This window comes from Vibrio splendidus, assembly GCF_002873455.1.
Classification (GTDB): domain Bacteria; phylum Pseudomonadota; class Gammaproteobacteria; order Enterobacterales; family Vibrionaceae; genus Vibrio; species Vibrio splendidus_J.
Window position 1 is genome coordinate 15,007 of sequence record NZ_MCUN01000013.1, and the last position, 23,695, is coordinate 38,701.

The following is a 23,695-nucleotide window of genomic DNA, read 5'->3' on the forward strand; positions in this document are numbered from 1 at the left end:
AATCACAACTATTATTTGTTATTCGTCAAAGAAAGCTTGTAACCCAAATATTGAACATTCACATCAGCATACCCCAACGTAACAGCTTCAAATTGGTGACTTAGCTCTTTTGCATGCTGCGCATCCTTAGCAATAAAAGAAACCGAATACACAGGTCGAACAACATTGTTCTCAAGTTTTTGCGTATCAAGATACGATGACGTCACAAGCCCTGCTTGATTGAGACTGATCACTCTTTGTAAATCAATGCTAAGCACACGGTCTATTTCAAGGGCTTCAATTCCCTGCTTCCATGTGATTGTGACGCCGTAGTTATTGTAATCTGGCGTATTGTCTAACCACTTTGAGCCTAGCGGAATAATTTTGGCAATTTTAACCAAATCTTTCTTATAAAGAGGTAGGTGAGCTAATTTGGCTTGGACCTGTTGTGAGTCATTCGCTTCAATAACAAAACGCAGTAACTGCACCGAACGGCCATCAATCTCACTATGCGATACATACATATCTTTTATCTCGCCTTGGTCAATCAGCTTACTGAATTCAGCTTTTTGTTCCGGCATATTGTCGAGGACTTGTTCTAAGTTGTTTGTATTCCACTCAAGTTCAACGGCATAGTCTGCTGCGCTGGTAAAGGTAGAAAATAAGATTGAAGCTGCAAATGCGGTAAATGTAATAGTTTTCATGTTTTGTTCCTTTTTGGCTGATTAGGTTTGGCTGATAAAATGTGATTAATTAAATTTAACTGGTCGAGTTGGTTGAGTTGTTAAAACAACGCTACCAACGAGAGCGGTATGAGCGATGGCAACTTTTGCAAGTATCTTGCGCTGCTTCTAATCCTGATTCCGCTAGTGATGCATCACCTTGTTGACTACCTTGGTAAAGTTCCTGAAAACCCTGATCCATTTGCATTAGGAGACGATTGAATTTTTCGGGTTCACTCCAAACACTCTCTTTTGCTTTACTCCCCTCTTGGCTGCCCAACGGAAATGACGTCAATAACGCCTGACTGTGAGTTGTTAGCTCAAAGCTCGTGTCTTCGAGTGTCTGCCAATGAGTATCATCGCCATCTAAAGTGTCATTGGCCTTCTCGACTAAGGTTTCAACTTGTGCAAATGCGTGCTGGCGCTGTTCAATTTGGTTTGAATGATCTTGTGAAGAATTACTTTCACTTGCATCGCCTTGTGAGGCCAAAACGTGGGTACTCATTAAAACGGTTGTAGTACACAGTAGGCTCACCAATCTCTTGTGCATCATTCTCTTGTTCATATTGCTCTCTCTTCGCTTCGTATAGCTTTTCTATTTGGTTTCGATACAGACATCGATGATTCGGTTCGATGTTCCGTTTTGTTTCGATGGGCTTAATTTACACAACAATAGTTGCAGTTGCAACTATTGTTGTGTAAATTAATGCAAATGGAATATACATTAAATGAACAAACACAGTAGAGAGAATGAAGTTATGAAAATTTGGGATCTATCAACTCGCCTATATCACTGGGCTCAGGCAGCGCTTTTTATAGGGTTAATGGTATCGGGCATTTCAGGCAATGGACCCCACGTTCAACTGGGGCTAGCACTTATGACATTAGTCGTTTGGCGATTGGTTTGGGGTTGGGTGGGAAGCGAAACAAGCCGATTCAGACAATTTCTACGTTCACCCAAGTCAGTGGTTCGTTATTTATTAGGAAAAGAAAAAGAAAAGCCAGGCCATAACCCTGCTGGCGGTTGGATGGTTGTAACACTGTTATCAGCTTTAATTATTCAGTGTGTTTCTGGTTTAGCCTTGGCTGGGCTTCTTGATCACTTACCCTATGCAAATATCTGGTTGAATGACTCCGTATTTTCATTATTAGAAAACATTCACCTAACTATGGTAAAAGTGCTTCCAACTCTGGTCGCGGTACACGTCTTTGCCGTTTTGTTCTATAAATTACGCTCTAAACCATTAACTTGGGCAATGGTCACTGGCTTCCAAACAAGAATCCAATTTAGTGGAAGCGTAGCGTTTGCATCGCAATGGCGTGCGTTGTTTGTACTTGCTTTAGCTGCAATGTTTACCGTTATTTTGGTTGCATTGGCATAAATCAAACCGATTTAATTTGGAGCATAGGAACGAATCAATGAATGAAGTGTTTAATAGACAGCAAACTGCTAGTTGGTTGATCCATGTAATCGCACACGATGCAGCGAAGACATTCGACTCGGAACTTAAAAAACACGGATTAACGATCGCTCTCTGGCCAACCTTAATGTGTTTGTGGGAAAAAGAAGGAATAACTCAACGAGCAATCGCTAGGAAATCTAAAGTAGAAAATTCGACCACGACTCGAACCTTGGATAAGCTCGAACGTCTTGGTTTGATAGAACGACGACCCGACCCAAATAGTCGTCGTTCTTTCAATATTTATTTAACAGAGAACGGGCGCGCTATCCAAAGAGAGCTCTTGCCGATTCCCGTTCATGTCAATCAAGAATATTTAGGTATATTGGAGCCAGATGAACGAAAAGAGATAAACCGCCTACTAAAAAAAATAGTCTCGCAAATATAATGCGACTAACCAAAATCTAACGTCAACAATAGCCGTGTATCGTTTGATGAAGTCACTGGCGAACGATGTACAAGGCCAGTGTTTTCGTTACCACTCCAGCGCTCGCCTTTTAACAAAGCAACATCGCAACTAGAGAGTTGCTGAATATCAGATTCGTGATTGTACAAGCCTGAAACAGAATCAGATTGCCCGTTGCTTCCGCGGCCTAACTTTGAGCGGTCAACCGTCTCGTTTGGCAACCATTGCGTGGCAACACCATGATAAGTGGTCACTAAACGGCAAGGGACTTGGTCAAAGTGAAAACGCGGACACATCGCTTTGTTTAGAACAGCTAAACGCAGCCCTACTTCTTCAAGCTCGAACAAACAACAGAACATATCCACCAGCTCTGCCATGTTTTCTAATAACGCTTTAGAAGCCGTTCCGTCTGTCGAAAATTCTAGCTTCTCATAGGCATTGTCTGATGAAAGGCTCAAAGACTTACTGAAGTTTGGATTCAAGGCGATAAATTCACGGATTGCCATAGTTAAATCTTCATCAAAATTACGCTGCCATATCGCAATGTTGATTTCACGCTTGTATATGTCTGTCAGAACAGTCGGCTGCAGAGAAGCACTAAAGCATGGCTTGTGACTGTCTTGGTCCTTGATACTCACAGCGGAACTAATATTAATTGGCTGATTGTTATTCGTTGTCAAAGGCTTGGTTAACATGGCGTTCATTACGTCATCTCCTTGATACATGCTTATCGTTTCTCTATTAACACTGTGATCGTCATCCACAGTAAGAATGAACTTTAGTTATGTTATAACATAACTAAAGTTACACAAATAACTTTGTCGATCATGGTTCCAAGAACATGGCGATGCTCTACCTTCCTCAGGTAATTTAATGAATGCTGAACTAAGCTTTTACCTACTCTTCTTCCCTAAAAGTTGTGTAAAGGGTGTTCTCTAAACAACCAGTTCCATAACATTAAATCTGTAAATTCATCAATGTGGTGACCACTTATGAAAAAACTAATCTCTACACTCGGCCTCCTATGCACCGTTATCTCCGCTCAATCTTTCGCGGAAACGGGCTACACGTTAGACCCCAATTTATCGAATATTACGTTCGCAACTATCAAGAAGCAGTTTGTTGTTGAGCCCGCATCCATCAAGCCTTTATCTGGTGGTCTTACCGAAGCGGGTCAATTTGCCATATTGTTAGACTTGAAGAGCATCAGCACGGGAGTATCGATTCGCGACCAGCGACTCAATGAGCTCTACTTTGAATCGATGACTTTCCCTAAAGTGAAGATATCTGGAAAAGTTGAACCGTCAATGTTGTCTGGTGACCCAAAAAGAACAACCATTGCAGCGGAGGTTACCTTGCACGGCGTAACAAAAACGATTGATTTTCCCGTTTTAATCGTTCCATCAGAAGAGTTAGTGATGGTTAGTTCAGCCTCGACAATCATCGTCAATGGCGCTGATTTTGGAATATCGACAGACAACTTGAACAAACTATCAGCTACCGTTGGTGGGTTAGCGATTTCCGACAAAATCCCTTTAAGCTTCAATCTGCTCTTCGATAAATAATAGGGTCACACCTACCCAGTTAGATCTTTTTTAATTCACATTCATCCATCGTTTAAGGCGGGTGAATGTGAGTTAGAACCGGCAAGTCAGTACACAGTTCTAGATAAACAAATCACTCATGTTCAATTAAAGTGGCCTGTCATCCGACTTTGGTCTAACAATTAAACACTCAAATCTGCGGTGATTAAAACAAGCGCTTATTGCCTTATCCACGATAGAACAACACATCCATCTAAGTGTTTAAACACACTCGCTATTTACCTATCTCAAAACCGCTTTTAGATATGCAACTTCTATGACTAACAGCCTAGTGATATTGATGGTAAATGATGTCAGTATACAAAACTAAACAAAGACCTTGCCCTAGAGCTAGAACATCTAATTGAACCTAAAAGAGCCCTTTGATGCTGAATAAACACATCGTTAATCGAGACAGCTTGGCTGGAATGGGGGCGACTCTAATAGGCAACGGGATCGGTAGGTTTGCCTATATCGCATTAATGCCGGCTCTCATTCAAAGTGGTTGGTTTAGCGAAAGTGATGCATCTTACCTTGGTGTCGCGACCCTTCTTGGGTACATATTGGGTGCACCTGCTGCCAACATACTGCTGCGTTACTTTAGTGCTGGGCAGTTAATTCGATTCGCTATGTTGATAAGCAGTTTTAGTTACTTAGGCTGCGCGTTACAAGAGGCACCCTTAACATGGTTCTATGTTTGGCGAACGTTGGCTGGAATTGCGGGTGCCTTATTAATGGTTGTCGCCCCACCAGTGATTGTCCGAAAGTTTAATCCCGATGTGAAGGCGCGTGTCAGCGGTGCCATATTTTCAGGCATTGGACTTGGTGCGATGTTATCAGGCACATTAATCCCAGTACTGATCTATTTTAGTGTGGTGTCGGCTTGGATTGGCATGGGAATCATCGCATTGGTCACCACGATACTGACTTGGAATGCATGGCAAACCCAACCTAACTCGTCAAAAGCGCCTTATATAAAAGCCTCTTTCTCTCAGCTCTCCAAGCCAAAATCACTCAGCGTGGTGCTTATTCTGGTGGCGTATACTTTCGACGCTATCGGTTACTTGCCGCACACCTTGTTTTGGGTTGATTACATTGTGCGTGAACTGGGTATGTCGTTCAGCAGCGGTGGTTTATTCTGGGCAACCTTTGGTATTGGCGCCGCCATCGGCCCATTGATCACTGGCACCTTGGGAGACAAGCTCGGGCTTAAAAAATCCCTCTGCATCGCGTTTAGTCTCAAGGCTCTAGGTGTCGCAATACCTCTTGTTAGTACCCATCCTATCGCGCTATTAATTTCGTCATTACTGGTCGGAATTTTCACGCCGGGAACGGTAACTCTTGTGTCAACTTACACGTTGGAGATTGTTGGCTATGAACTGCACACCAAAGCGTGGGCGGGGATGACGTTATCTTTTGCTGTATCACAAGGTGTGGTTGGGCTTTTGATGGCGTACTACTTAAATCATATGGCTTCATACGACGTTTTGTTCACCGTTAGTACTACTGCTTTGATTTTGTCTTCAGTATGTATCTTAATGACCGCAACTCGATCTAAGCCTGAACACTCGATCTAGATCTGAACTCGCTTTTTTAGCTCAGTTGTCGAATAAAATAAAGGATTATCATGCAACTCTACTTAAATGAAACCTCTCCGTTTTCACGCGTGGTCGCAGCAACTGCGCTTTTATCACGCTGCTCGCCTTTGTCTTTTGTTTGGGTTGATCCATGGAGCTCCCCAGCCAACCTAAAAAACGTCAATCCGTTTTGTTTAATTCCAGCACTCAAACTTGAAGACAAAACAGCACTGACGGAAAGCTTATGCATTTGCCAGTACTTAATTGAAACGTATCAGCCTCGAACTCTACGGCAGGTAACGTTGAGTCGTGCCAACGAAATGCAGCATCTAGGGACAGCAAAGACGTTAATGGAGATCGCGTTTAGAACCGCGGCATTGACTCGCTATGCAGACAATGACAATGCGCTTGTCCAGAGAGGGCAAGAAGGTATCGTTGCCGCCCTAGAGCAACTTGACCAAGAGATAAAACAACAAGGGCTAGAATCCCTTCTGAACGACAACTTGGCCACGTTGTATCTCCATGTCGCTTTAGATTACGTCCAGTTTAGACATACTGAATTGTTTGATGAAGTGAACAGCCGCAACATCATCGATTTTTTACACATTTCTCCGTTCACAGACGTACTGACGCACATAAGCATTGAGAGTTTGGCAAACAAACCCGATTATCACACGTTGCTTGATTCGTTCAGTCGAGATACCTAAGAGCATCCAAAACTAGAATGCGTAAAGTCTTGAATTCAACGTGAGACAAGCTCAGAGATGTCGTTGATGTCACATGTCGTTACACAGCATGACGTGTTAAGGCTTTACATCTTGGACGAGGTAAACAACAATCCCTGAGAATAAATCCATAACATAATGTATTTAGAAATTATGAGTAACACAGAAAACAAAAAATCGAACCCTCTTTTCGAAATCGTTTTTAACGTATTTCTTCCGTCATTCATCTTAATGAAGTTCAGTGGAGAGGAGCACCTAGGAACGGGTTTAGCACTGCTTGTCGCCCTTGCCTTTCCTATCGCTTACGGTGGTATGGAGCTAATCCGCAACAAGAAGTTTAACTTCATCGCTGCGCTTGGCTTTGTCAGCGTGCTATTAACCGGCGGTATTGGTTTCTTCGAATTAGACACGCGTTGGTTAGCACTAAAAGAAGCATTAATACCCGGCCTAATTGGTTTAGCGGTTCTTGGTTCTACTTTCACTCGCTACCCGTTTATCCAAAAGGTTATGTTTACGCCAGCACTATTGAACATCTCTCTAATTGAAGAGCGTTTAAGACAGTTCGGTAACCAAGCAAAGTTTGACCGTTGCCTCATGACATCAAACTACCTATTCGCGAGTACTTTCGCCTTTTCTTCTGCGATGAACTACTTTCTTGCGACTTGGATTGTGACAAGCCCTGCCGGTACTGCAGCCTTTAATGAAGAACTTGGTAAACTGACACTTTACAGCTACCCAGCGATTGCTATCCCAAGCATGCTGATGATGTTAGGCATTTTCTATTACATTTGGCGCCAAGTTCGCGCTATGACGTCACTAGAAACAGAAAAAATATTTATTACTAAGTAGCTCTTACCGAACGACCTTAGTATCTCGTCCTAAAATAGAAACACACCAAAAGCTCAGCAAATTTGCTGGGCTTTTTTGTTTCTATTCTCTCATTTAACCAACAAGTGGTACGCTGAATTAGATTGGCTTTCTCAAAACAATGATAGATTGCGGTCACCTTTCTCGTACTCGCTTGGTCGCTAGCATTTAAATTACCAATAGCTAAAGAACCGCATTCGGTTATACTGAAAGATGATTTAACGCTCAATCTTGTTGATTACTTTACAAAACCCTGCCTAGGTGTTAACACTATTTCAGCCCTTATTGCTAAGATAGAACGAGCTTGGCCTTAAAGTTAAGCGCCAGCCGTACTCAATAAGGAATATAGAATATGAATAAATCTCAGTTGGTTGAACACATCGCAACTTCAGCAGACATCTCAAAAGATCAAGCAGGTTCAGCGTTAAACGCACTTGTTGAAGGTATTTCTAACACATTGGCTAAGGGTGATGATGTTGCCATCCTTGGTTTCGGTAGTTTCAAAGTTAATTCTCGTGCTGCTCGTACTGGTCGTAACCCAAGAACCGGAGAAGAGATTCAAATCTCAGCATCAAAAACACCTGCGTTTAAAGCAGGTAAAGCACTAAAAGAATCATGTAACGCTTAGGGTAAATAGTAACTCAAAGCAGAATCCAAGGAAGATTACGATGTCTATAACTAAAGAAAAAGTTAAAGCTAGCCGCAGTAAAAAAGCAGGCAAGTCAACCAAAGCACAAGCCGAAACGCCTAAGACTCGTCAACGCATTGAAGAGCTTATGGAAGAGCGCGAATTAGCCAAACTGTTAGAGTTATAGTTTGTATCCTTCTAATGCCACTGCAACCCTGCAGTGGCATTGTTTGTTTAAGAGCCAGTGTTCCTAACAACCCCATGTCTATCAGTTATTTTTACCCCCTCCTAATACACTAACGGCACCGCGGTAATATGCTTAGAAGCTTCGCTGATATACTTAGATGCTTCGCTAATAGACTTAGAAGCTCCGCGCTGGATAAACCGCATAAACATAACTCGGTAATTGAACACGATCTAAGCACTAAGTAACTGACTTAATTATATTGTTATACATACCCATACATACCCAAATCGGATTTTTCACTATCATCATTTTCATTGTTAGTTATGAGAGTCAGGGAAGTGTTCGCAACACTGATGTGTTCGTGCAGCGTTCCTTTTTAGAGGTGATTATGAATGTCGTTCGCATGGGAATAGAAGCTAATACCCATAAAAATAAGGGTAAGTACAAGGCGATAATTAAGTTTACTATTCGAGCCCTATTTTATTATTCAGCCACTAGAAAAATGAGTGATAATTTTAACTCTGAAGAGAGAAAGCTGTTATTTATCAAGCAGCCAAACTTCCTATCTAAATTTGTGACTCCTTACTTATGTACTGGCTTTAGCAATAAAGAAAAGATAGAAATCTTATCCAAGCACTACGACTGGTTTGAAGACGCCTTCGCAACAGAAGCTAGACACCAAATTTATAATGAAAGACTCAACCTTTTAAAACTAGAGATAGATGACAACGTTTATCTGGTTAACCTCAGCTTTGAAAGAAATGCGAGAAAAGAAGGTGAACTGACAATTTCATTGACCAATTCTTTACTCGAAAAAATGTATAGTATCTCGTTCACTGTTTTCGACAACAGCATCTACATCGGTGGTATTCAAGGTGGAGCCAACGACAATGGGTTTAGCCGTACCTTCACAAAAGCTTTCTACGGTTTAAGACCTAAATCTTTCATGGTAGAAACACTACGACTGGTAGCCATTAGCTTAGGTATCGACAATATCTATGCAGTAAAAGAATCCGGACATGTGTCGAACTCATTACGCTATGGTAAGAAAAACAAAGACATTAGCCTCAAGTACGATAGTTTGTGGGAAGAGCACGATGGGCAGGTGCATGATGACTATTTTTATCGTCTACCGCTCAATCCTAGCAGGAAAGATCTTGAGGCTCTAAAACGCCAAAAACGTAAATTGTATCGTGAGCGTTATTCGTGGTTAGATCAATATGAGCAAGATCTGCAAACCGTGATGATCCAGCACACTCAGGGTCTATAGACCTAGCTAACGCAAGCTGATTAAGCCAATACGATTTGAATTAGCCAACGCGAGTTAATCTAGCTAATGCAATCTGATTTAACTGTTTAACTGTTTAACTGTTTAACTGGCTCAAGCTAGCTTAACCAACGCGTGCTCATTGAATAAGCAGATAAGCACCCGTGGATCTAACGCTACAATTCAAGTTAACAATTTCGATTAGAGCCAATTCCTTTCTCTTATATAAGATGCCTCTTCACTAGAGGCATCGTCGATACTTGTAACTAATCCGTTATTCCCAACACCAAAAAAATTAGATTTACATTCCTACCCTCTCACAAATATTAGTAAACCCAAAACAAACATTAGACAATGCTAATATTCATCTTTATAGTATCTAGGTATTTCGAAAACCACTCAATAGTCGGCAACTGGACGGTACTTAGGCAACATGAAAATCCACGCTCTGTGCTCGGCAATTTGTATCGTTAAACTTAGAGACAGTAATAGGTAAACAAATGACTAAAATTGTAATCATCGGAGGCGTAGCTGGAGGTGCATCAGCTGCTGCCCGTGCTCGTCGTCTTAGTGAAGATGCTGAAATCATCATGTTCGAGCGAGGCCCGTTTGTCTCTTTTGCCAACTGCGGGTTGCCGTATCACATTGGTGGTGATATCCAGGACAGAAGTAAACTTCTACTCCAAACACCCGAGAGTTTTTTAGCTCGCTTCAACGTTGATGCGCGCGTGATGAACGAAGTTGTCTCTATCGACCGCACCAACAAATCTGTTTCGGTAAAAAACCTCGTTGATGGTAGTAAATATAATGAAAGCTACGACTTCTTATTGCTAAGCCCGGGAGCCAGTGCTGTAGTTCCGCCGATTTCAGGGATAGATAATCCACTCACCCACTCGCTACGCAACATTCCAGATATGGATCGCATCATCGAAACAATCCAAATGAACAAACCTGAACACGCGACAGTTGTTGGCGGTGGTTTCATCGGTTTGGAAATGATGGAAGCGTTTCATCAGCTTGGGATTAAAACTTCTTTGATCGAGATGGCCGATCAGGTCATGACACCGGTAGATCGAGAAATGGCCGGCTTTGCTCATGCAGAGATTCGTCAAAAAGGCATCGACCTTAAACTCGGTATCGCGCTTGAATCAGTGAAATATGTCCCTAATGAACACATCGCAAGTTTTGATTCCGGGGAGAGTGAAAAGCATCAACACCTAGAAGGTGAATTGGAATTAACACTCAATAATGGTGAAACACTCACTACCGATATTCTGATCATGGCGATCGGTGTCCGCCCGGAAACCAAATTGGCGCAAGAAGCAGGCCTACAACTGGGGGCTTTTGGTGGCATTTATACCAATGAATACATGCAGACTAGCGATCCTTCAATTTATGCGGTCGGTGACGCAATAGAAGATCAAGACTTTGTGACTGGTGAGCAAACACTCGTTCCATTGGCTGGCCCAGCGAACCGTCAAGGTAGAATGGCGGCAGACAACATGCTTGGTCGCCAAGAAACTTATCAAGGCACTCAAGGAACGGCAATTTGTAAGATCTTTGACATTGCCGTCGCTTCTACAGGTAAAAACGAGAAACAACTAAAACGCTCCGGGATCGACTACGAAAAAGTTTATGTCCACACAGCAAGTCATGCGAGTTACTACCCCGGCGCAGAAATGGTTTCGTTCAAGATGTTATTCGATCCGAAGACAGGAAAAATACTGGGCGCGCAAGCCGTCGGTAAAGATGGTATTGATAAACGCATCGACATTATGGCCGTTGCCCAACGTGCAGGCATGACCGTTGAACAGCTTCAACACTTAGAGTTAACCTACGCACCACCTTACGGCAGTGCCAAAGACGTGATTAATCAAGCTGCGTTTGTTGCTAACAACATCATCAAAAGTGACTCTACACCTATTCATTTCGATGAGATTGAAACACTGGGCGACCATCAAATCTTACTTGATGTTCGTAACCCTGGCGAACTGGAAAATGGTGGCTTTATTGAAGGGGCAATCAACATTCCTGTAGACCAACTGCGTCATCGAATGAATGAACTTCCAACAGACAAAGAGATCGTAATCTACTGTCAGGTTGGGTTACGTGGTAACGTAGCTTACCGCCAACTCGTCAACAACGGCTTTAAAGCACGTAACTTAATCGGTGGTTATAGAACACTCATGTATGCCAAAGCTTAATGGCTGATAATGAATAACGGTTAACCAATCGCTTTTGTAGAGAGCAAATGATTTTTTCTAGACACTAAATTAAACAAGAGCTTGGTATTTGAGAAAGTGCCAAGCTCTTTTGCTATTCGTACGAATCAATAAAGGCTTGAAGCGCATGCTGATCGATGATCTCTAGTCCTTGCTGGCCTTTCTTGATAAAGCCTTTGTCTAGCAGATCTTTAACCGCTCTTCGATACACTCGACTCGATGTACCAAAACGTTCGGCCTCTTGATTCACTTTATCAAAACCACCTAACACAGTATCCGTCTTATTTTGAACCAACAAATCATAGGCAATATTGTAGGTAATTGAGTGTAATAGCCGGTTGGTGTAAATGCCCATAGAGTCTTGGTAATCTTCTGCCAATGCAGACGCGAAAAAGAACATCATTTCAGGCTTTTCATGCAACGCTTCTGCTAACTTCTGAATGCAAACAACATCAACTTGCATGTGTTCATTCAATCCTTTACCTACCTCTCCATTAATGAAAAGCGTGACTTCCAAAAACGAAACTTTAGCTTACTGGTTTTTGGATGATATCGCGTTGACGAGCGAGTTTGAGAAGCGCATTCTTTAATTTCGAACAGAACAAATTTTAACCTCGCAAGAGTGTGGTTCACTCATGCTTTGTTCTGTGTAACGCATCTAATTGAATGGCAGGTCACATGAATAAAATTGTTATGTTAGTAATGGGGCTGCTTTTTACCAGTCGATTGTTCGCCAGTATTGTGCCGCATGTTAGCCAACTTGAACATGATGCACCTATCCTCATCCGTTCGGCAATGATTGTGGGTGTTGCGGCTTACGCCGTCTGGAGTGCATTCAAATACTTCAAAAAGAACAAAGCTTCTAGTTCAGAACCACTTTAGGAATCAGCATTAGAAACATTTGAGAGTCAGTAGCTAAAATCGGTTACTTATCCGCAAAGTAATCGACCAAGATTTTACGCCACTTTCGCGACTCACGAATTTTCAAAAGAGCACGATTAATCTCTTCTTCATACGCGTTGTTTTCAGTGATGATAAAGCCATAATTCTGCTTTTCTAGCTGATATGGCAACACCTCTAGATCATCAAACTGCCCGCTTATTCTGCCATTACCGATCATATATTTGAGCACCACATCATCAGCGACAATCGCTTCCACTTCACCATCCTCTAAAGCCGCCAACAGTCTTGGCATATCGACATAACTCTTGTGTCGAATACCAAAGCTTGTGAGCATCAAAGAAGAAGTCGTTGCTACCTTGGCGCCCACCTCTACATCTGCGAGATCATTCACGCCTTTAATGTGCGATGAACCTTGGCTCAAAGTAAGTTTGCTCGCTAACACAGCCGTAATACTGGCAATGAAAAGCATGCTAAACACACCAATGAACACCGTCGCAATTCGTCCGGTTAGGCTCTTAAACTCAAAGTAATTAAATGGGCCACGAGTGATAAATAACAAACCTAATATGAAGCTTTCTAACCAACGACCCGTTTTGCTTTTCATCGAGTAGAGTTTTTCATTTTCTCCGTGTTCCAATAGGTAGAAAAAGGCACCTATTAAGCCGGATATAAAAATGATGACACCAATGATTATCCATAAGGCGGGGTTTAAGAATATGGAATGTAGCGAGTGAAGGTAACCTTGCTTCTTAACGGCGATCGCAAGATGAGTTTCGTAAAAGGAATGGGAAAAGTCAGCGAACAACTCGCGTTCTGGGGTTATTGAAATACAGGATACACCGATGTCGATTTGCTCTGTTTCAATGGAATTTAGTAGATCATCTAAGCGGTGATTCTCTACCGTAAACTCTACGTTCATTTCCTTCGCTATCAGCTCCCACAGCTCAATGCTTAAACCGTTCCATTCATTTTCCATAGAACTAACCACAAAAGGAGGACAAGGATAAACACCGACTTTAAGCGGAGAAGCCGACGAAAAAGTGCTCAACAAAGTTAAAAGAAAAATGACTAAAGCTACACAAGATTGAAGTGCCGATTTGAAACAACTTGGCATTGGCAAACCCTCAAGAAAGAGGCAGCGATGAATTGAATCGAGTAGAAGAGCTCGTTCTAATAAACAGAGTTAAGCACGCTCAGGAGCTTAGAAAGTTGATAGTAAATTCAATACTGCCCTAGTTTTTTTCGTTAGTAACTTAACTATAGAAAACCTCTATTTATTGTGCAAAAGAATGGGGTCAATAAAGCGACTTTTACCGAACTTAGGTTCATTGATTAAAGCGACGACATAAACTGGCTTTTTGCCGATGAACATAACTTCCCGCATTGAGTTATTTGGCTTTCTAAGAAGTAAATGTTACGTCTGCTTTTGACCCATTGAGCGCGGATCTCTAACTCTTGGCCAATCAAAATTGGATGATGAAAACGAGACGTTAAGCTAACCGTCATGGCAGTGATATTATTTTGGAACAAGCAATGCAGCATGGTGGCATCGTGTAACGCGGTAACAATGCCGCCCTGCATAATGCCATCGTAGCCCTCAGCTTTATCTGTTGGTACAATCTTGGCTAAAGCTTCATACTTACCTGAGGTTTCATATTTAACTGAAGTTTCATGCTTAACTGAGGCTTCATTCTTGGTTAAGGTTTCGCGCTTAGCTAACGTTTCGCGCTTTGCTAGGGTCTCATGCTCAGCTAAAGCCTCGCGTTCGCTAACAGCTTCAAAGCAAATTGGGCTGTCTGAAAAGAAGCTTTGGCTGCATACTTGGCAGCGCCGATGGTTGTGAGGAATGAAAACTTTCATACTTACCCTTATTCCTTTTACCCTTAGATTCCTAGAGATTGATATGGCTCGACCAAAAAAACATCGTAAGTTATGTACCCGAGCAGCTTATTCTTGTTTTAAGCCCAATGGTGTTCCTATGGACGAGCTTCATAAAGAAGAACTGTTGTTAGAAGAACTGGAAGCACTCCGCTTGGCTGATCAAGAAGGCCTGAGCCAACTTGAAGCCGCCGAACAAATGCAGGTGTCTCGTCAAACTTTTGGTAATATCGTCAAGCGAGCAAGAGCCAAAGTCGCTAACTGCATCGTCAATGGCCATGCGCTAGTGATTCAAGGCTCTTAACGAACACTCAGGCCTTAACTCATGACCTAACCTGACGACCATTAGTTCTCAATATCAGCTTGATGGCTCTGAGATCTGATAAAGCTTCCGGCTATGCTCTTCACACACGTCTTTGCAATTACATTCACGCTCAATGTCTATCTGTGCTAACCCTCCACAACTGCCTTTGATTGGTTGGCGTGAAAAAATCACACCGATCGCCATCAACGCAACGATTCCAATGAAGCCTAATAGTGTCAGTAGGAAGGTCATTTGCGACACCCGCGGATAACACCTAGGTGATTCGATTGTGGCGTAAAAATCACACCTTCTTTTTTATGCCCTTTGTTGCCGCACCCTCTTTTATTGTGTCCTTTGTTACTGTGACAAGCGTTTCGAGGCTCTCGCCCGTAATCTAAATCAGTCACTTCTTGTAGATTGTTAAAATCTAGAGCGCTGATCTCAACCTTTCCTGCCGACGCCAACACTCGGATATCGTGACTGAACAAATGCGCCAGCATTCTCTTGCCAATATGACGAACAACGACGGCCTGCACATCATACGAACGAAGGACAGAGATCCATTGCTTCTTCTTATTACAAGACGCGTCGGATTCAACCAAAGGAACAAGCTGCTTAATTTGTCGTTGCTCATCCACAATCGCTATCTGTGGTGAACGAGCAAAATGGTTGCCGATATGGAGGTTAAGACAAGGTACTGCGTATAACATGGTAACTCCCTGTTATTGATGATTAGGAGTTCAGTATAATCCTCATTATTGGCATATGCCAATAACTATAATATGAAAAATTAGATTTACAGACTGTAGAAATCGCATCACAACAAAGACAGTTCAGAGGAATAAGTGACTGTTGGTATGGTGGGAGAAGTGATAGTAGGTTTAGAGGCCGAAGACAATATCACCTTGTAGTATTGTCATTAGAATTTCAGTATCTGTTATATCGTCGACTGACGAGCGAGTGATATCTTGTTCCAAGACAGCGAAATCTGCCGACTTACCCACATCAATAGAGCCTGTAATATCTTCTATTTCAAGACTAACCGCGGCTTTATGCCATACGCAGCAGATTCTTCCAAACCAGCCTTTAGATTTGTTATTTATGTTGCAGGCCTTTAAGTAAGGAATTTGTCTCTCTTTGATTCAATAAGCATAGCAGTACGACCAAGGGGGCCTCAGAAGAACAAGGATGAAATACGCTTAAGCCGGATAAGTTTGAATGTTAGAGCATGGGCAATTTTGAAGTGACAAAAACACAAATTGTTATATTATAACATTACACTAAATAACCATTAGTCCTCATGAAACAGTTATCTGCATTAATCAACGCATTCACTCGCTTTTCTTTACGCCTTGGAAGTCGATTCTCAGCGTGCGGTTTATCAAAACACGGCTTTTCAAAAGGCGGTGTATCAAAGCGCGATTTTCCAAAATGCCACTTTCCCACACATCACTTTCTTAAACGCTTACCACTTTGGTTTGCGTTATTGTGGTTTGCGTTATTGTGTTTTGCTCCAAACCTATATGCCCACCCTCACTCTTGGATTGAAATGAAAACGCACATTGAGGGAGAGAAAGGCATGATTACGGGCCTCTCCATGGAGTGGTCTTTTGATGCAATGACTTCAATGTACATGTTGGATGGAGAAGACATCTCTGCCGATACAGAAGCTGAAACATTCAAAAAGCTCGCTGCGTCTGTCATCAAAAACATGATGTACGAGCACTACTTCACCTACTTCTATGATGATGAAGAGCCAATCAAATATCAGGTTGCAGAGCACGCCAAGTTTGAGCGTGATAAAGCAAAAATGGTGCTCACTTTTGACCTGCCGCTTTCCAAACCAAAACCGGTAACAAGAGACACGCTTCGTGTATTGATTTTTGACCCTAGCTACTTTGTCGATATGTCGTGGCTCTCTAAGGGAGACGTGACCTTATCGACAGAGCTCGCGAGACAATGTCAGTTAGAACTCGTTGAACCTAACCCGACTCCAGAACAAATGAGTTATGCGATGTCTTTGCCAACAGATGCTGATCCAGATAACACACTCGGGCAACTGTTTACTCAATCGGTCAAGCTTCATTGTGCAGCGCTTCCAGCTTCCTAGTCGCACGGGTTCGTCTCAGTGATTAAACGTCTTAGCTCAAACGAGTTAAACCTTCCAAGTTAGTGAAAATAATAATCTCAAATACGGGTTCTTGTTATATGAAGAAAAATCAATTTAAAGCCAACCATGCCCTCATTGGTGTCGTTGCCTTATTGCTTATTGCTGTCGGTGCATATCAACTGTGGTCGATGTGGCCATCATTGGTTATCTCAAGTATCCAATGGCAAAGAGAAGTTAATTCAGAACTTGCCGACCTACTCTACGAAGCCAAATCGAACCCTTGGGGAGCAGGGAGTTACCTGATTGGGTTTAGCTTTATCTATGGCATGCTGCACTCATTAGGGCCAGGTCATGGCAAAGTTATCGTGTCGACTTACTTAGCTACTCACCCCACCAAAGCGAAAGCCAGTTTAGTGCTTACGGTTGTCTCCGCCTTGCTACAAGCGCTGGTCGCTATCTTATTAGTAAGCGTATTAATATGGGGCTTCAGTGCGTCAATGAGGGTGGTAAATGACAAAGCGAATATGTTTGTGTCATTGAGTTTCACGTTGGTCGCTGTAGTTGGTGCGTTGATCTGTTGGAAGGCTTTGAAAAACATTTACAGCACAATGCGTAAACCTAAGCTTAAAGTGAAAGCCATCACCACATTAGCCACCGATACGTCTTCTGTGATGTCTGCTCGTCCATCAATCTCAGTCCAATCGCCAATCGCGCGTCGTTCATCGGTATCTGCTGATTCAGCGATACTAAACCCCACTAACGCATTACAACCTGTAGAACACGCTCATGCAGATCACTCACACACTGACTGCGGGTGCGGACACCAACACGTCGCCGACCCTGAAGCCATCAATAAAGCCTCAACAATCAGAGAGTACGCAGGGATAATTGTTACCATCGGCGTAAGGCCGTGTACTGGAGCCATTATGGTACTGCTTTTTGCCAATATGGTTGGCCTGTATTGGATGGGGGTGCTTAGTGCGTTGGCAATGGCGGTAGGAACAGCGTTAACGACTTCACTCATAGCGATGATGACGCTAACAGGCAAACATTTAGTAAAGCGCTACTTGGCGGCGGGTAACAACAAAGGTACTGGTTCACTGAAAGTCACTGGTCACTATTTGCAGCTTTTGGGTGGCCTCTTGCTTATCGTAATTGGCCTGCTACTCATGAACGGACAAGGTGGTGGTATGTCGCCTGTCTTCACCATGTAGAGCACAAAAGTATAGTAATAAATCTGAAGTTCTTTTCATCCGTTCCGCACACATCAAGGCCTCGTAAACGCGAGGCCTTAGTTTTAGTCATCATTTAATATCAATTCAGGCAAACAAGTGGGCTATGCCAAGAGTAAACCCGGTCAGTATTATTGATTTACAAAAGAGGATTGAAACCGCTAAGCAAAATGAACATGAAACGATATAATGCGCCTCAACAAAGAATTACAAAGTAACCACACATGTCTAAAGATCCCGGTTTCACCACAGAATATACCCTCGACAAGACGTTTTTCGCAGAGTGCTATGATCAAACCAGCCTTCCTACTCAGTTTCCAAAAGCTTATTTGAAAGGAATACTGTTTCTTGTTTTTGGTGTGGTTCTATTGGAGTTTGAACTATTACCTAACGGTTACGTTGGCTGGTTCTTTATTGTATTAAGTGTGATCGAAGCGTTCAGTGTGTACTGCAAGAGAACCTGGTGGCTATGGCGACAAAAAATCAGCTCAGGTGCTGGCAGCAAAGTGGTCTTTCAAGGTGACACTAATGGTGTGAGTTATAAAAACGCTAAAAATACCAATACTATCGCTTGGACTGACATCTCCCAACTGCAACAAACCGATTTAGGTTTTATCCTTCATATTGGAAAACAGCGCCAATATGTCAGTAAATCTTGCTTAAATGATGAGGCAATTGCGTTCATGATTGAACAACACGAAGCATCGAAAGCAAACTAATATGATTGAATAGCAAGGACACTTTGTCGTCCTTGCTATTCATTGACGATGCGGCTCCCTATTTCAATCATCATATCTTTCATCCAGTTATAGAAAGGGTCTTCACTAAGCCCAATAGACCAGCACATAGAAATAGGAATGGGCTTTAACATTGGCAATGGGATGCTGTTGTAGTAGTTTTTGTCGTCAATGCTTTCAATAAACTTGCTAGGCCCAACCAGATAAGCGTCCGTTGATTTCACCGTTTCTAAAGCTAACCAGAGTGTCGTTTCGTCAAGCAGTACCGGACTCTCACCGATCAGCTCATCATATATGTTCTGATATCGATGCGAGCCTCGAATTTTGACAATGGGGAAACTGGAGAGAGACTGTTCCAGCTGGTCGGTATTAGAAAAAATCGCGTGTTCACGTCTCGCAACCAATGAACTCGACACCTCCCCGATTTCATGGGTCTCGAACCCAGAAAGGCCTTCTGGCAATGATCCTAACGCAAAGTTAATCTCACCCAAGGTCAATTTCTTTATATTCTCATAACTCCAACTCTTGCAGGTAACCGTCACATTAGGTGCATGCGTTGATACTTTTTTGATGACTTGAGCCATCCAATGAGGGCTTGCGTAATCTGAAAGCATGATAGTGACATTTTGTGTCACCTCACTTAAATCAAACTCCTCTGAACCGACTAAACTTTTGAACTGATTACATAGCAGCTCGACTTTGGGATATAACTGAATCGCTTTTTGTGTGAGCACCAATTGATTCCCAACTCTCACCAAAAGAGGATCATCAAACATCTCTCGAAGTTTGGACAATTGCTTGCTTACAGCAGGTTGAGTGATAAACAACAGCTCTGAACTTTTAGAAATATGCTTTTGATCCAATAGAACAAGAAGTGTTTTTAGTAAGTTGAGATCAAGCGCTCTAATCTTTGAGAACTCACTATTCCTCATAGTTATACCCTTCATAAATATCCATCACTTCAAATTCTAAGCGCAGCCGTTATTCTTTTCAAAAGAAATCAATTAGAAATGGTCATTGGAGCAAAATATGATGAGAAAAAGCGTGTTAGCCACCGTTTTAGCCGGTGTACTGCCTTCCCTATCAGCAACGGCAACAGAACAACCCAATGTGGTCATTATGATGGTCGACAACTTGGGTTTTGGAGAGCTTCAATCGTATGGCAGTACACGAGGCGTCGCGACACCAAACCTAGATAAATTAGCAGACGAAGGCATCAGGCTGACAAACTTTAATGTTGAACCTCAATGCACTCCTACCCGTTCAGCATTTATGACCGGTAGACGCCCATTGAGAACGGCAACAACAGAGGTTGTTTGGGGTATGGATTACGGCATGGTGAACTGGGAAGTTACCATGGCAAATAAGTTTAAGGATCAGGGTTACAACACCGCAATGTATGGCAAGTGGCACCTTGGCGATACTGAAGGTCGCACACCTTTAGAGCAAGGGTTCGATGATTTCTTTGGGGTGCTTAATACTTCAGACGAATCACTCTATTCGTCACAACTCCACTTTGAAAACGAAGATGGGTACGTGCCAAAGATCCAAGACACCGTCGATGGAAAGACAAAAGATGTCATGGACTTTAATTTAGATACTCGTCGTACTATTGATGAGCAAGTCACTCAACGAGCGATGACACACATCAGTCAACAATTAGAAAAAGGCAGTCCTTTCTTTACTTTTGTCTCCTTTACTCAGCCGCATCTGCCTACGATTCCTCACCCTGATTTTGCAGGAGTGACAGGCAAAGGAGATTATGCCGATGTTTTGCATGAGATTGATTTTCGCGCAGGGCAAATTATCGACACCATTGATAAAGCCGATGCCAGAAAAGACACATTGATTATCTTTATGTCAGACAACGGCCCTGAGTGGCACTACCCTCATCATGGTATCGCGGCACCATGGAGAGGCAATTATTTTACAGCGCTTGAAGGTTCAATACGTGTGCCATTTATCGCTTCTATGCCAGGCACAGTGAAAGAAAAAAACGTCAGTAATGAAATTGTGCACGTTGTTGATGTAATGCCATCCATCGGCGAGCTTGTCGGCTATGAAATGCCATCAGATCGTCATATCGATGGTATTAACCAATGGGCTCATCTGAAAGGCGACACGGAACAATCTAATCGTGATGGTTTTTATATCAGCAATGGACAAATAGTTCAGGCGTACAAATGGAATGATTGGAAATTACATTTCTACGATCAAGATATTATGCCTGAAGCACCCGTTAAACGTCAGATTCCAGCCGTATACGATCTGTCTAGCGACCCTCAAGAAATGTATGACATGCGAGGCGATGGTGTCCGAATTTTCCCAACGGTAGTGAAACGAAACGTCGCGATTCAGCGAAACCTTGCGGTAAGTTGTGACACCATTCCTTTTCCTGCTCCTATGGGGTACGAACCTGACTGCAAGGGCGTTGATTTCACTCAACATATACCGGACGGTTTTAGAAAAGCTGAAAAGTAATCACCATTTACACGACTGTCATTAACGTTAGGCAGGTAGGACATAAAACCCTACCTGCGCAATCTGAGGAATAAATATGGAAGTGTCTAAGTCTGTTCATATTATGAGTAAACCAACGGGTTCTGTATGTAACCTAGATTGTGACTATTGCTTTTACCTTGAGAAAGAAAAGCTATACCCCGAGCGTAATACTAACTGGAAAATGTCGGATGAAACGCTAGAAATTTATATCGAGCAACACATATTGGCTCAACATACTGACCATGTGACTTTTGCTTGGCAAGGAGGCGAACCTTTGATGGTGGGGGTTGAGTTCTATAAGAAAGCCGTCCAATTGCAAAACAAATATGCGAAAGGAAAGTCCATAGAAAATACGCTGCAAACCAATGGCCTATTACTCAACAATGAATGGTGTGAATTTTTCAAAACAAACCACTTTTTGATTGGTATTTCAATTGATGGACCTGAGCATCTTCACGACAAATACCGCACGAGTCGCTCTGGTAAAGGTTCTTATCGCAAGGTAGCGCAAGCCATCGATTTATTGCGTGCGCATCGCGTTCAGTTCAACACTTTAACGGTCATTGGCAGCCACAATGTTGACCATGCATTGGAGGTATATCAACATTTAAAAGCTTTGGGTAGCGAAGTACATCAATATATTCCTTTAGTCGAAAGAGCAGCAGCAAAGCCAACGTTAGAGGGTTTATATTTAGTTGACCCGGAGCATGATAGCTCAGCTAAGTTGACGGAATGGAGCGTACCGTCTTTAAAGTTTGGACAATTCCTCGCGACCATCTTTGACTATTGGGTGAAACATGATGTTGGTCAGATATTCGTGCCTTATTTTGATAACACTCTCGCAGGTTGGGCGGGAGAACAAGGCAATATGTGCACAATGGCCCCACGGTGTGGCAGTGCATTTGCAATGGAAGCAAATGGAGACATCTACAATTGCGACCACTATGTTTATCCTGAGCATAAGCTAGGGAACATTCACTCAAAAACAATTAATGAAATGAACTTCAGTGCCCAAAACTACGAGTTTGGTATCAAGAAGAAAGAGCTCAGCGAAAAGTGTAAGCAGTGCTCATATATAAAACTCTGCAATGGCGGTTGCCCGAAGCAGCGCTTTATTCCTAGGGCGAATAGCGCCCCCGATAACTACCTTTGCGCAGGCTATGAACACTTCTTTCACAGTAGCGAAGTAAAGATGAAAACAATGTGTGACTTATGGTTTTCTGGCCGTTCTCCCGCAGAAGTGATGGCGCTTTAAACATCCAATTAAAGGCCGTGATACAGGGAATATTGATTCATTGTTGAAAACAGAATGATGAGAGCGGATTATGTAAACATGACATTCAATTGATTCAAGGTTATTTGCATGAAAAGTGAAGTGATACTGTTTGATATAAACGAAACGGTTTTAAATTTGGAGTCATTACAACCCAAATTTAAAGCTGTGTTTGGACACGAGGATGCACTATCACTTTGGTTCTCAAAGCTTTTACACACTTCAACAGTTTGCATCGCAACAAACGTAAAATCGACTTTTGCAGAATTAGCGGGGGTAGCGCTCGAAGCTATAGCACAACGGTACAATTGTCATTTAACGACCGAAAGTAAGAATGCCTTGTTAACTTCTTTTGCAAGCCTACCTCCCCATAAGGATATTAAAGAATCTCTACATAAATTGCGTAAAAAAGGTTTCAAAACAGTCGCTTTTTCCAACTCATCCTTCGACCTCATAACGGCTCAAATCAAAAATTCAGGCTTAGAAGATTACTTCGATACAATAATTTCTGTCGAAGGCACTGGCAGCTTTAAGCCAAATTCAGATGTGTATAAATTTGCCGCAGAAACTTTAAAAGAACCTGTCAAAAACCTTCGACTTGTCGCTACTCACGATTGGGATACGCATGGTGCATTATCTGCAGGCTTACAAGCAGCCTATATAGATAGAACTGGTGTTGAGTATCATCCCTTGTATTTGAAGCCAGAGATTCGCTCAAAAACGATGAATGGTGTGGTGGAACAAATAATTAGTCAGAATTTAGAAAAGTAAGCTCTCAAATACTTTCCCTCATTCTTGTATATGCTTTAGTGTTTGATGTTCAAAACAAAAAAGGAATCTTCATACAAGCAGAGAGCCATGTCTGCGCTACCAATGTGATAAGCGGTTCTGAGACTTTCAGACGGCTGAGTACATGAGAGAAGGTATCTGCGAGCGCCTCTTGCAAGAGACCTGCTTTTGAAACCTCGTGATAGGTGTTCTGATTAAATTGGCTAGTTTTTTAGCTCGATGGGTGCTTGTTGTCGAACTAGTGGATCTTCCGTTGGGTTGATAGTTATGCGAACTAAGCAACACGATAAGCCAAACTGTTTGACGATTGTCTATCGATGTAGCTTGGGGAAAACTTCTAGTTT

At 42.4% G+C, this 23,695-nt stretch carries 26 protein-coding genes and 2 pseudogenes; 18 read left to right on the forward strand and 10 right to left on the reverse strand.

The annotated features are described in order from the left end of the window. Positions 1-11: 11 nt before the first annotated feature. Positions 12-683, reverse strand: coding sequence for a hypothetical protein (locus BCU75_RS12795; RefSeq protein WP_076677504.1), 672 nt, complete (start codon positions 681-683; stop codon positions 12-14). Between the two features lie 91 nt (positions 684-774). Continuing rightward, positions 775-1,251, reverse strand: a complete 477-nt coding sequence (locus BCU75_RS12800; protein WP_372202485.1) for a cytochrome c — start codon at positions 1,249-1,251, stop codon at positions 775-777. A 208-nt stretch (positions 1,252-1,459) separates the two neighbouring features. Between BCU75_RS12800 and BCU75_RS12805 the strand changes: the two genes are divergently transcribed. Beyond that, complete coding sequence (locus tag BCU75_RS12805; protein ID WP_102474267.1) at positions 1,460-2,083, forward strand: cytochrome b/b6 domain-containing protein; 624 nt, start codon at positions 1,460-1,462, stop codon at positions 2,081-2,083. A gap of 37 nt (positions 2,084-2,120) precedes the next feature. After that, positions 2,121-2,549, forward strand: coding sequence for a MarR family winged helix-turn-helix transcriptional regulator (locus BCU75_RS12810; protein ID WP_102474081.1), 429 nt, complete (start codon positions 2,121-2,123; stop codon positions 2,547-2,549). A 5-nt stretch (positions 2,550-2,554) separates the two neighbouring features. Here the strand turns inward: BCU75_RS12810 and BCU75_RS12815 are convergent, their stop codons facing one another. Continuing rightward, positions 2,555-3,271: a DUF1826 domain-containing protein gene (locus BCU75_RS12815; RefSeq protein ID WP_102474082.1), complete on the reverse strand. Its 717-nt coding sequence runs from the start codon at positions 3,269-3,271 to the stop codon at positions 2,555-2,557. Positions 3,272-3,559: 288 nt separating this feature from the next. Here BCU75_RS12815 and BCU75_RS12820 point away from each other — a divergent pair, with 288 nt between their 5' ends. The 8 genes from BCU75_RS12820 to BCU75_RS12855 all read left to right on the forward strand — a co-directional run bounded on the left by BCU75_RS12820 (position 3,560) and on the right by BCU75_RS12855 (position 11,605). Further along, positions 3,560-4,132 (forward strand): YceI family protein, encoded by a 573-nt coding sequence (locus BCU75_RS12820; RefSeq protein WP_102474083.1) that lies wholly within the window; start codon positions 3,560-3,562, stop codon positions 4,130-4,132. Positions 4,133-4,536: 404 nt separating this feature from the next. Then, positions 4,537-5,727, forward strand: coding sequence for a YbfB/YjiJ family MFS transporter (locus BCU75_RS12825; RefSeq protein ID WP_102474084.1), 1,191 nt, complete (start codon positions 4,537-4,539; stop codon positions 5,725-5,727). A gap of 50 nt (positions 5,728-5,777) precedes the next feature. Continuing rightward, positions 5,778-6,434, forward strand: coding sequence for a glutathione S-transferase family protein (locus BCU75_RS12830; protein ID WP_076677514.1), 657 nt, complete (start codon positions 5,778-5,780; stop codon positions 6,432-6,434). A gap of 171 nt (positions 6,435-6,605) precedes the next feature. Beyond that, positions 6,606-7,301: a VC0807 family protein gene (locus BCU75_RS12835; RefSeq protein ID WP_076677516.1), complete on the forward strand. Its 696-nt coding sequence runs from the start codon at positions 6,606-6,608 to the stop codon at positions 7,299-7,301. A gap of 370 nt (positions 7,302-7,671) precedes the next feature. Beyond that, a complete protein-coding gene (locus tag BCU75_RS12845) occupies positions 7,672-7,947 on the forward strand; it encodes an HU family DNA-binding protein (RefSeq protein ID WP_004734824.1) in 276 nt (91 codons plus the stop codon). Between the two features lie 40 nt (positions 7,948-7,987). Further along, the gene (locus tag BCU75_RS24430; RefSeq protein ID WP_004734823.1) at positions 7,988-8,134 is read left to right on the forward strand and encodes a hypothetical protein; all 147 of its coding nucleotides are present in this window, start codon (positions 7,988-7,990) and stop codon (positions 8,132-8,134) included. A gap of 388 nt (positions 8,135-8,522) precedes the next feature. After that, positions 8,523-9,404 (forward strand): VirK/YbjX family protein, encoded by an 882-nt coding sequence (locus BCU75_RS12850; protein ID WP_133148297.1) that lies wholly within the window; start codon positions 8,523-8,525, stop codon positions 9,402-9,404. Positions 9,405-9,901: 497 nt separating this feature from the next. After that, on the forward strand, positions 9,902-11,605 hold the full coding sequence (locus tag BCU75_RS12855; protein WP_076677518.1) for an FAD-dependent oxidoreductase: 1,704 nt from the start codon (positions 9,902-9,904) through the stop codon (positions 11,603-11,605). 112 nt (positions 11,606-11,717) lie between these two features. Here the strand turns inward: BCU75_RS12855 and BCU75_RS12860 are convergent. Further along, positions 11,718-12,095: pseudogene (locus tag BCU75_RS12860) on the reverse strand (Crp/Fnr family transcriptional regulator); the annotation flags it as partial. 206 nt (positions 12,096-12,301) lie between these two features. Between BCU75_RS12860 and BCU75_RS12865 the strand changes: the two are divergent. Next, on the forward strand, positions 12,302-12,505 hold the full coding sequence (locus BCU75_RS12865) for a hypothetical protein (RefSeq protein WP_102474086.1): 204 nt from the start codon (positions 12,302-12,304) through the stop codon (positions 12,503-12,505). Between the two features lie 43 nt (positions 12,506-12,548). Here the strand turns inward: BCU75_RS12865 and BCU75_RS12870 are convergent, their stop codons facing one another. Beyond that, positions 12,549-13,640: a transporter substrate-binding domain-containing protein gene (locus BCU75_RS12870; RefSeq protein ID WP_102474087.1), complete on the reverse strand. Its 1,092-nt coding sequence runs from the start codon at positions 13,638-13,640 to the stop codon at positions 12,549-12,551. Between the two features lie 218 nt (positions 13,641-13,858). After that, a complete protein-coding gene (locus tag BCU75_RS12875) occupies positions 13,859-14,386 on the reverse strand; it encodes a PaaI family thioesterase (protein ID WP_102474088.1) in 528 nt (175 codons plus the stop codon). Between the two features lie 43 nt (positions 14,387-14,429). On the opposite strand from BCU75_RS12875, the gene BCU75_RS12880 reads away from it, so the two are divergent. Further along, positions 14,430-14,708 carry a DUF134 domain-containing protein gene (locus tag BCU75_RS12880; RefSeq protein WP_076677757.1) on the forward strand — a complete coding sequence of 93 codons (279 nt, stop codon included), beginning with the start codon at positions 14,430-14,432 and terminating at the stop codon, positions 14,706-14,708. Between the two features lie 54 nt (positions 14,709-14,762). Here the strand turns inward: BCU75_RS12880 and nqrM are convergent, their stop codons facing one another. From nqrM to BCU75_RS24205, 3 genes and pseudogenes are all read right to left on the reverse strand, one after another. Beyond that, a complete protein-coding gene (nqrM, locus tag BCU75_RS12885) occupies positions 14,763-14,960 on the reverse strand; it encodes a (Na+)-NQR maturation NqrM (protein ID WP_076677530.1) in 198 nt (65 codons plus the stop codon). Then, on the reverse strand, positions 14,957-15,418 hold the full coding sequence (locus BCU75_RS12890) for a NifB/NifX family molybdenum-iron cluster-binding protein (RefSeq protein ID WP_102474090.1): 462 nt from the start codon (positions 15,416-15,418) through the stop codon (positions 14,957-14,959). Before BCU75_RS12890 ends, nqrM begins: the two co-directional genes overlap by 4 nt. A gap of 171 nt (positions 15,419-15,589) precedes the next feature. Continuing rightward, a pseudogene (locus BCU75_RS24205) lies at positions 15,590-15,757 on the reverse strand (amidohydrolase family protein); the annotation flags it as partial. Between the two features lie 251 nt (positions 15,758-16,008). Here BCU75_RS24205 and BCU75_RS12895 point away from each other — a divergent pair. The 3 genes from BCU75_RS12895 (at position 16,009) to BCU75_RS12905 (ending at position 18,769) form a co-directional block, all read left to right on the forward strand. Further along, positions 16,009-16,818, forward strand: a complete 810-nt coding sequence (locus BCU75_RS12895; RefSeq protein ID WP_102474091.1) for a DUF1007 family protein — start codon at positions 16,009-16,011, stop codon at positions 16,816-16,818. 98 nt (positions 16,819-16,916) lie between these two features. Continuing rightward, positions 16,917-18,032: a nickel/cobalt transporter gene (locus tag BCU75_RS12900; RefSeq protein WP_102474092.1), complete on the forward strand. Its 1,116-nt coding sequence runs from the start codon at positions 16,917-16,919 to the stop codon at positions 18,030-18,032. 242 nt (positions 18,033-18,274) lie between these two features. Beyond that, positions 18,275-18,769, forward strand: a complete 495-nt coding sequence (locus BCU75_RS12905) for a YcxB family protein (protein ID WP_102466255.1) — start codon at positions 18,275-18,277, stop codon at positions 18,767-18,769. 35 nt (positions 18,770-18,804) lie between these two features. Here the strand turns inward: BCU75_RS12905 and BCU75_RS12910 are convergent, their stop codons facing one another. Beyond that, positions 18,805-19,734, reverse strand: coding sequence for a LysR family transcriptional regulator (locus BCU75_RS12910; protein WP_102474093.1), 930 nt, complete (start codon positions 19,732-19,734; stop codon positions 18,805-18,807). 82 nt (positions 19,735-19,816) lie between these two features. On the opposite strand from BCU75_RS12910, the gene BCU75_RS12915 reads away from it, so the two are divergent. The 3 genes from BCU75_RS12915 (at position 19,817) to BCU75_RS12925 (ending at position 23,333) form a co-directional block, all read left to right on the forward strand. Beyond that, positions 19,817-21,268, forward strand: coding sequence for a sulfatase-like hydrolase/transferase (locus tag BCU75_RS12915; RefSeq protein ID WP_241905377.1), 1,452 nt, complete (start codon positions 19,817-19,819; stop codon positions 21,266-21,268). Positions 21,269-21,344: 76 nt separating this feature from the next. Next, positions 21,345-22,544 (forward strand): anaerobic sulfatase maturase, encoded by a 1,200-nt coding sequence (locus BCU75_RS12920; RefSeq protein ID WP_102474094.1) that lies wholly within the window; start codon positions 21,345-21,347, stop codon positions 22,542-22,544. A 108-nt stretch (positions 22,545-22,652) separates the two neighbouring features. Next, positions 22,653-23,333 carry a haloacid dehalogenase type II gene (locus BCU75_RS12925; RefSeq protein WP_102474095.1) on the forward strand — a complete coding sequence of 227 codons (681 nt, stop codon included), beginning with the start codon at positions 22,653-22,655 and terminating at the stop codon, positions 23,331-23,333. Positions 23,334-23,695 lie beyond the last annotated feature (362 nt).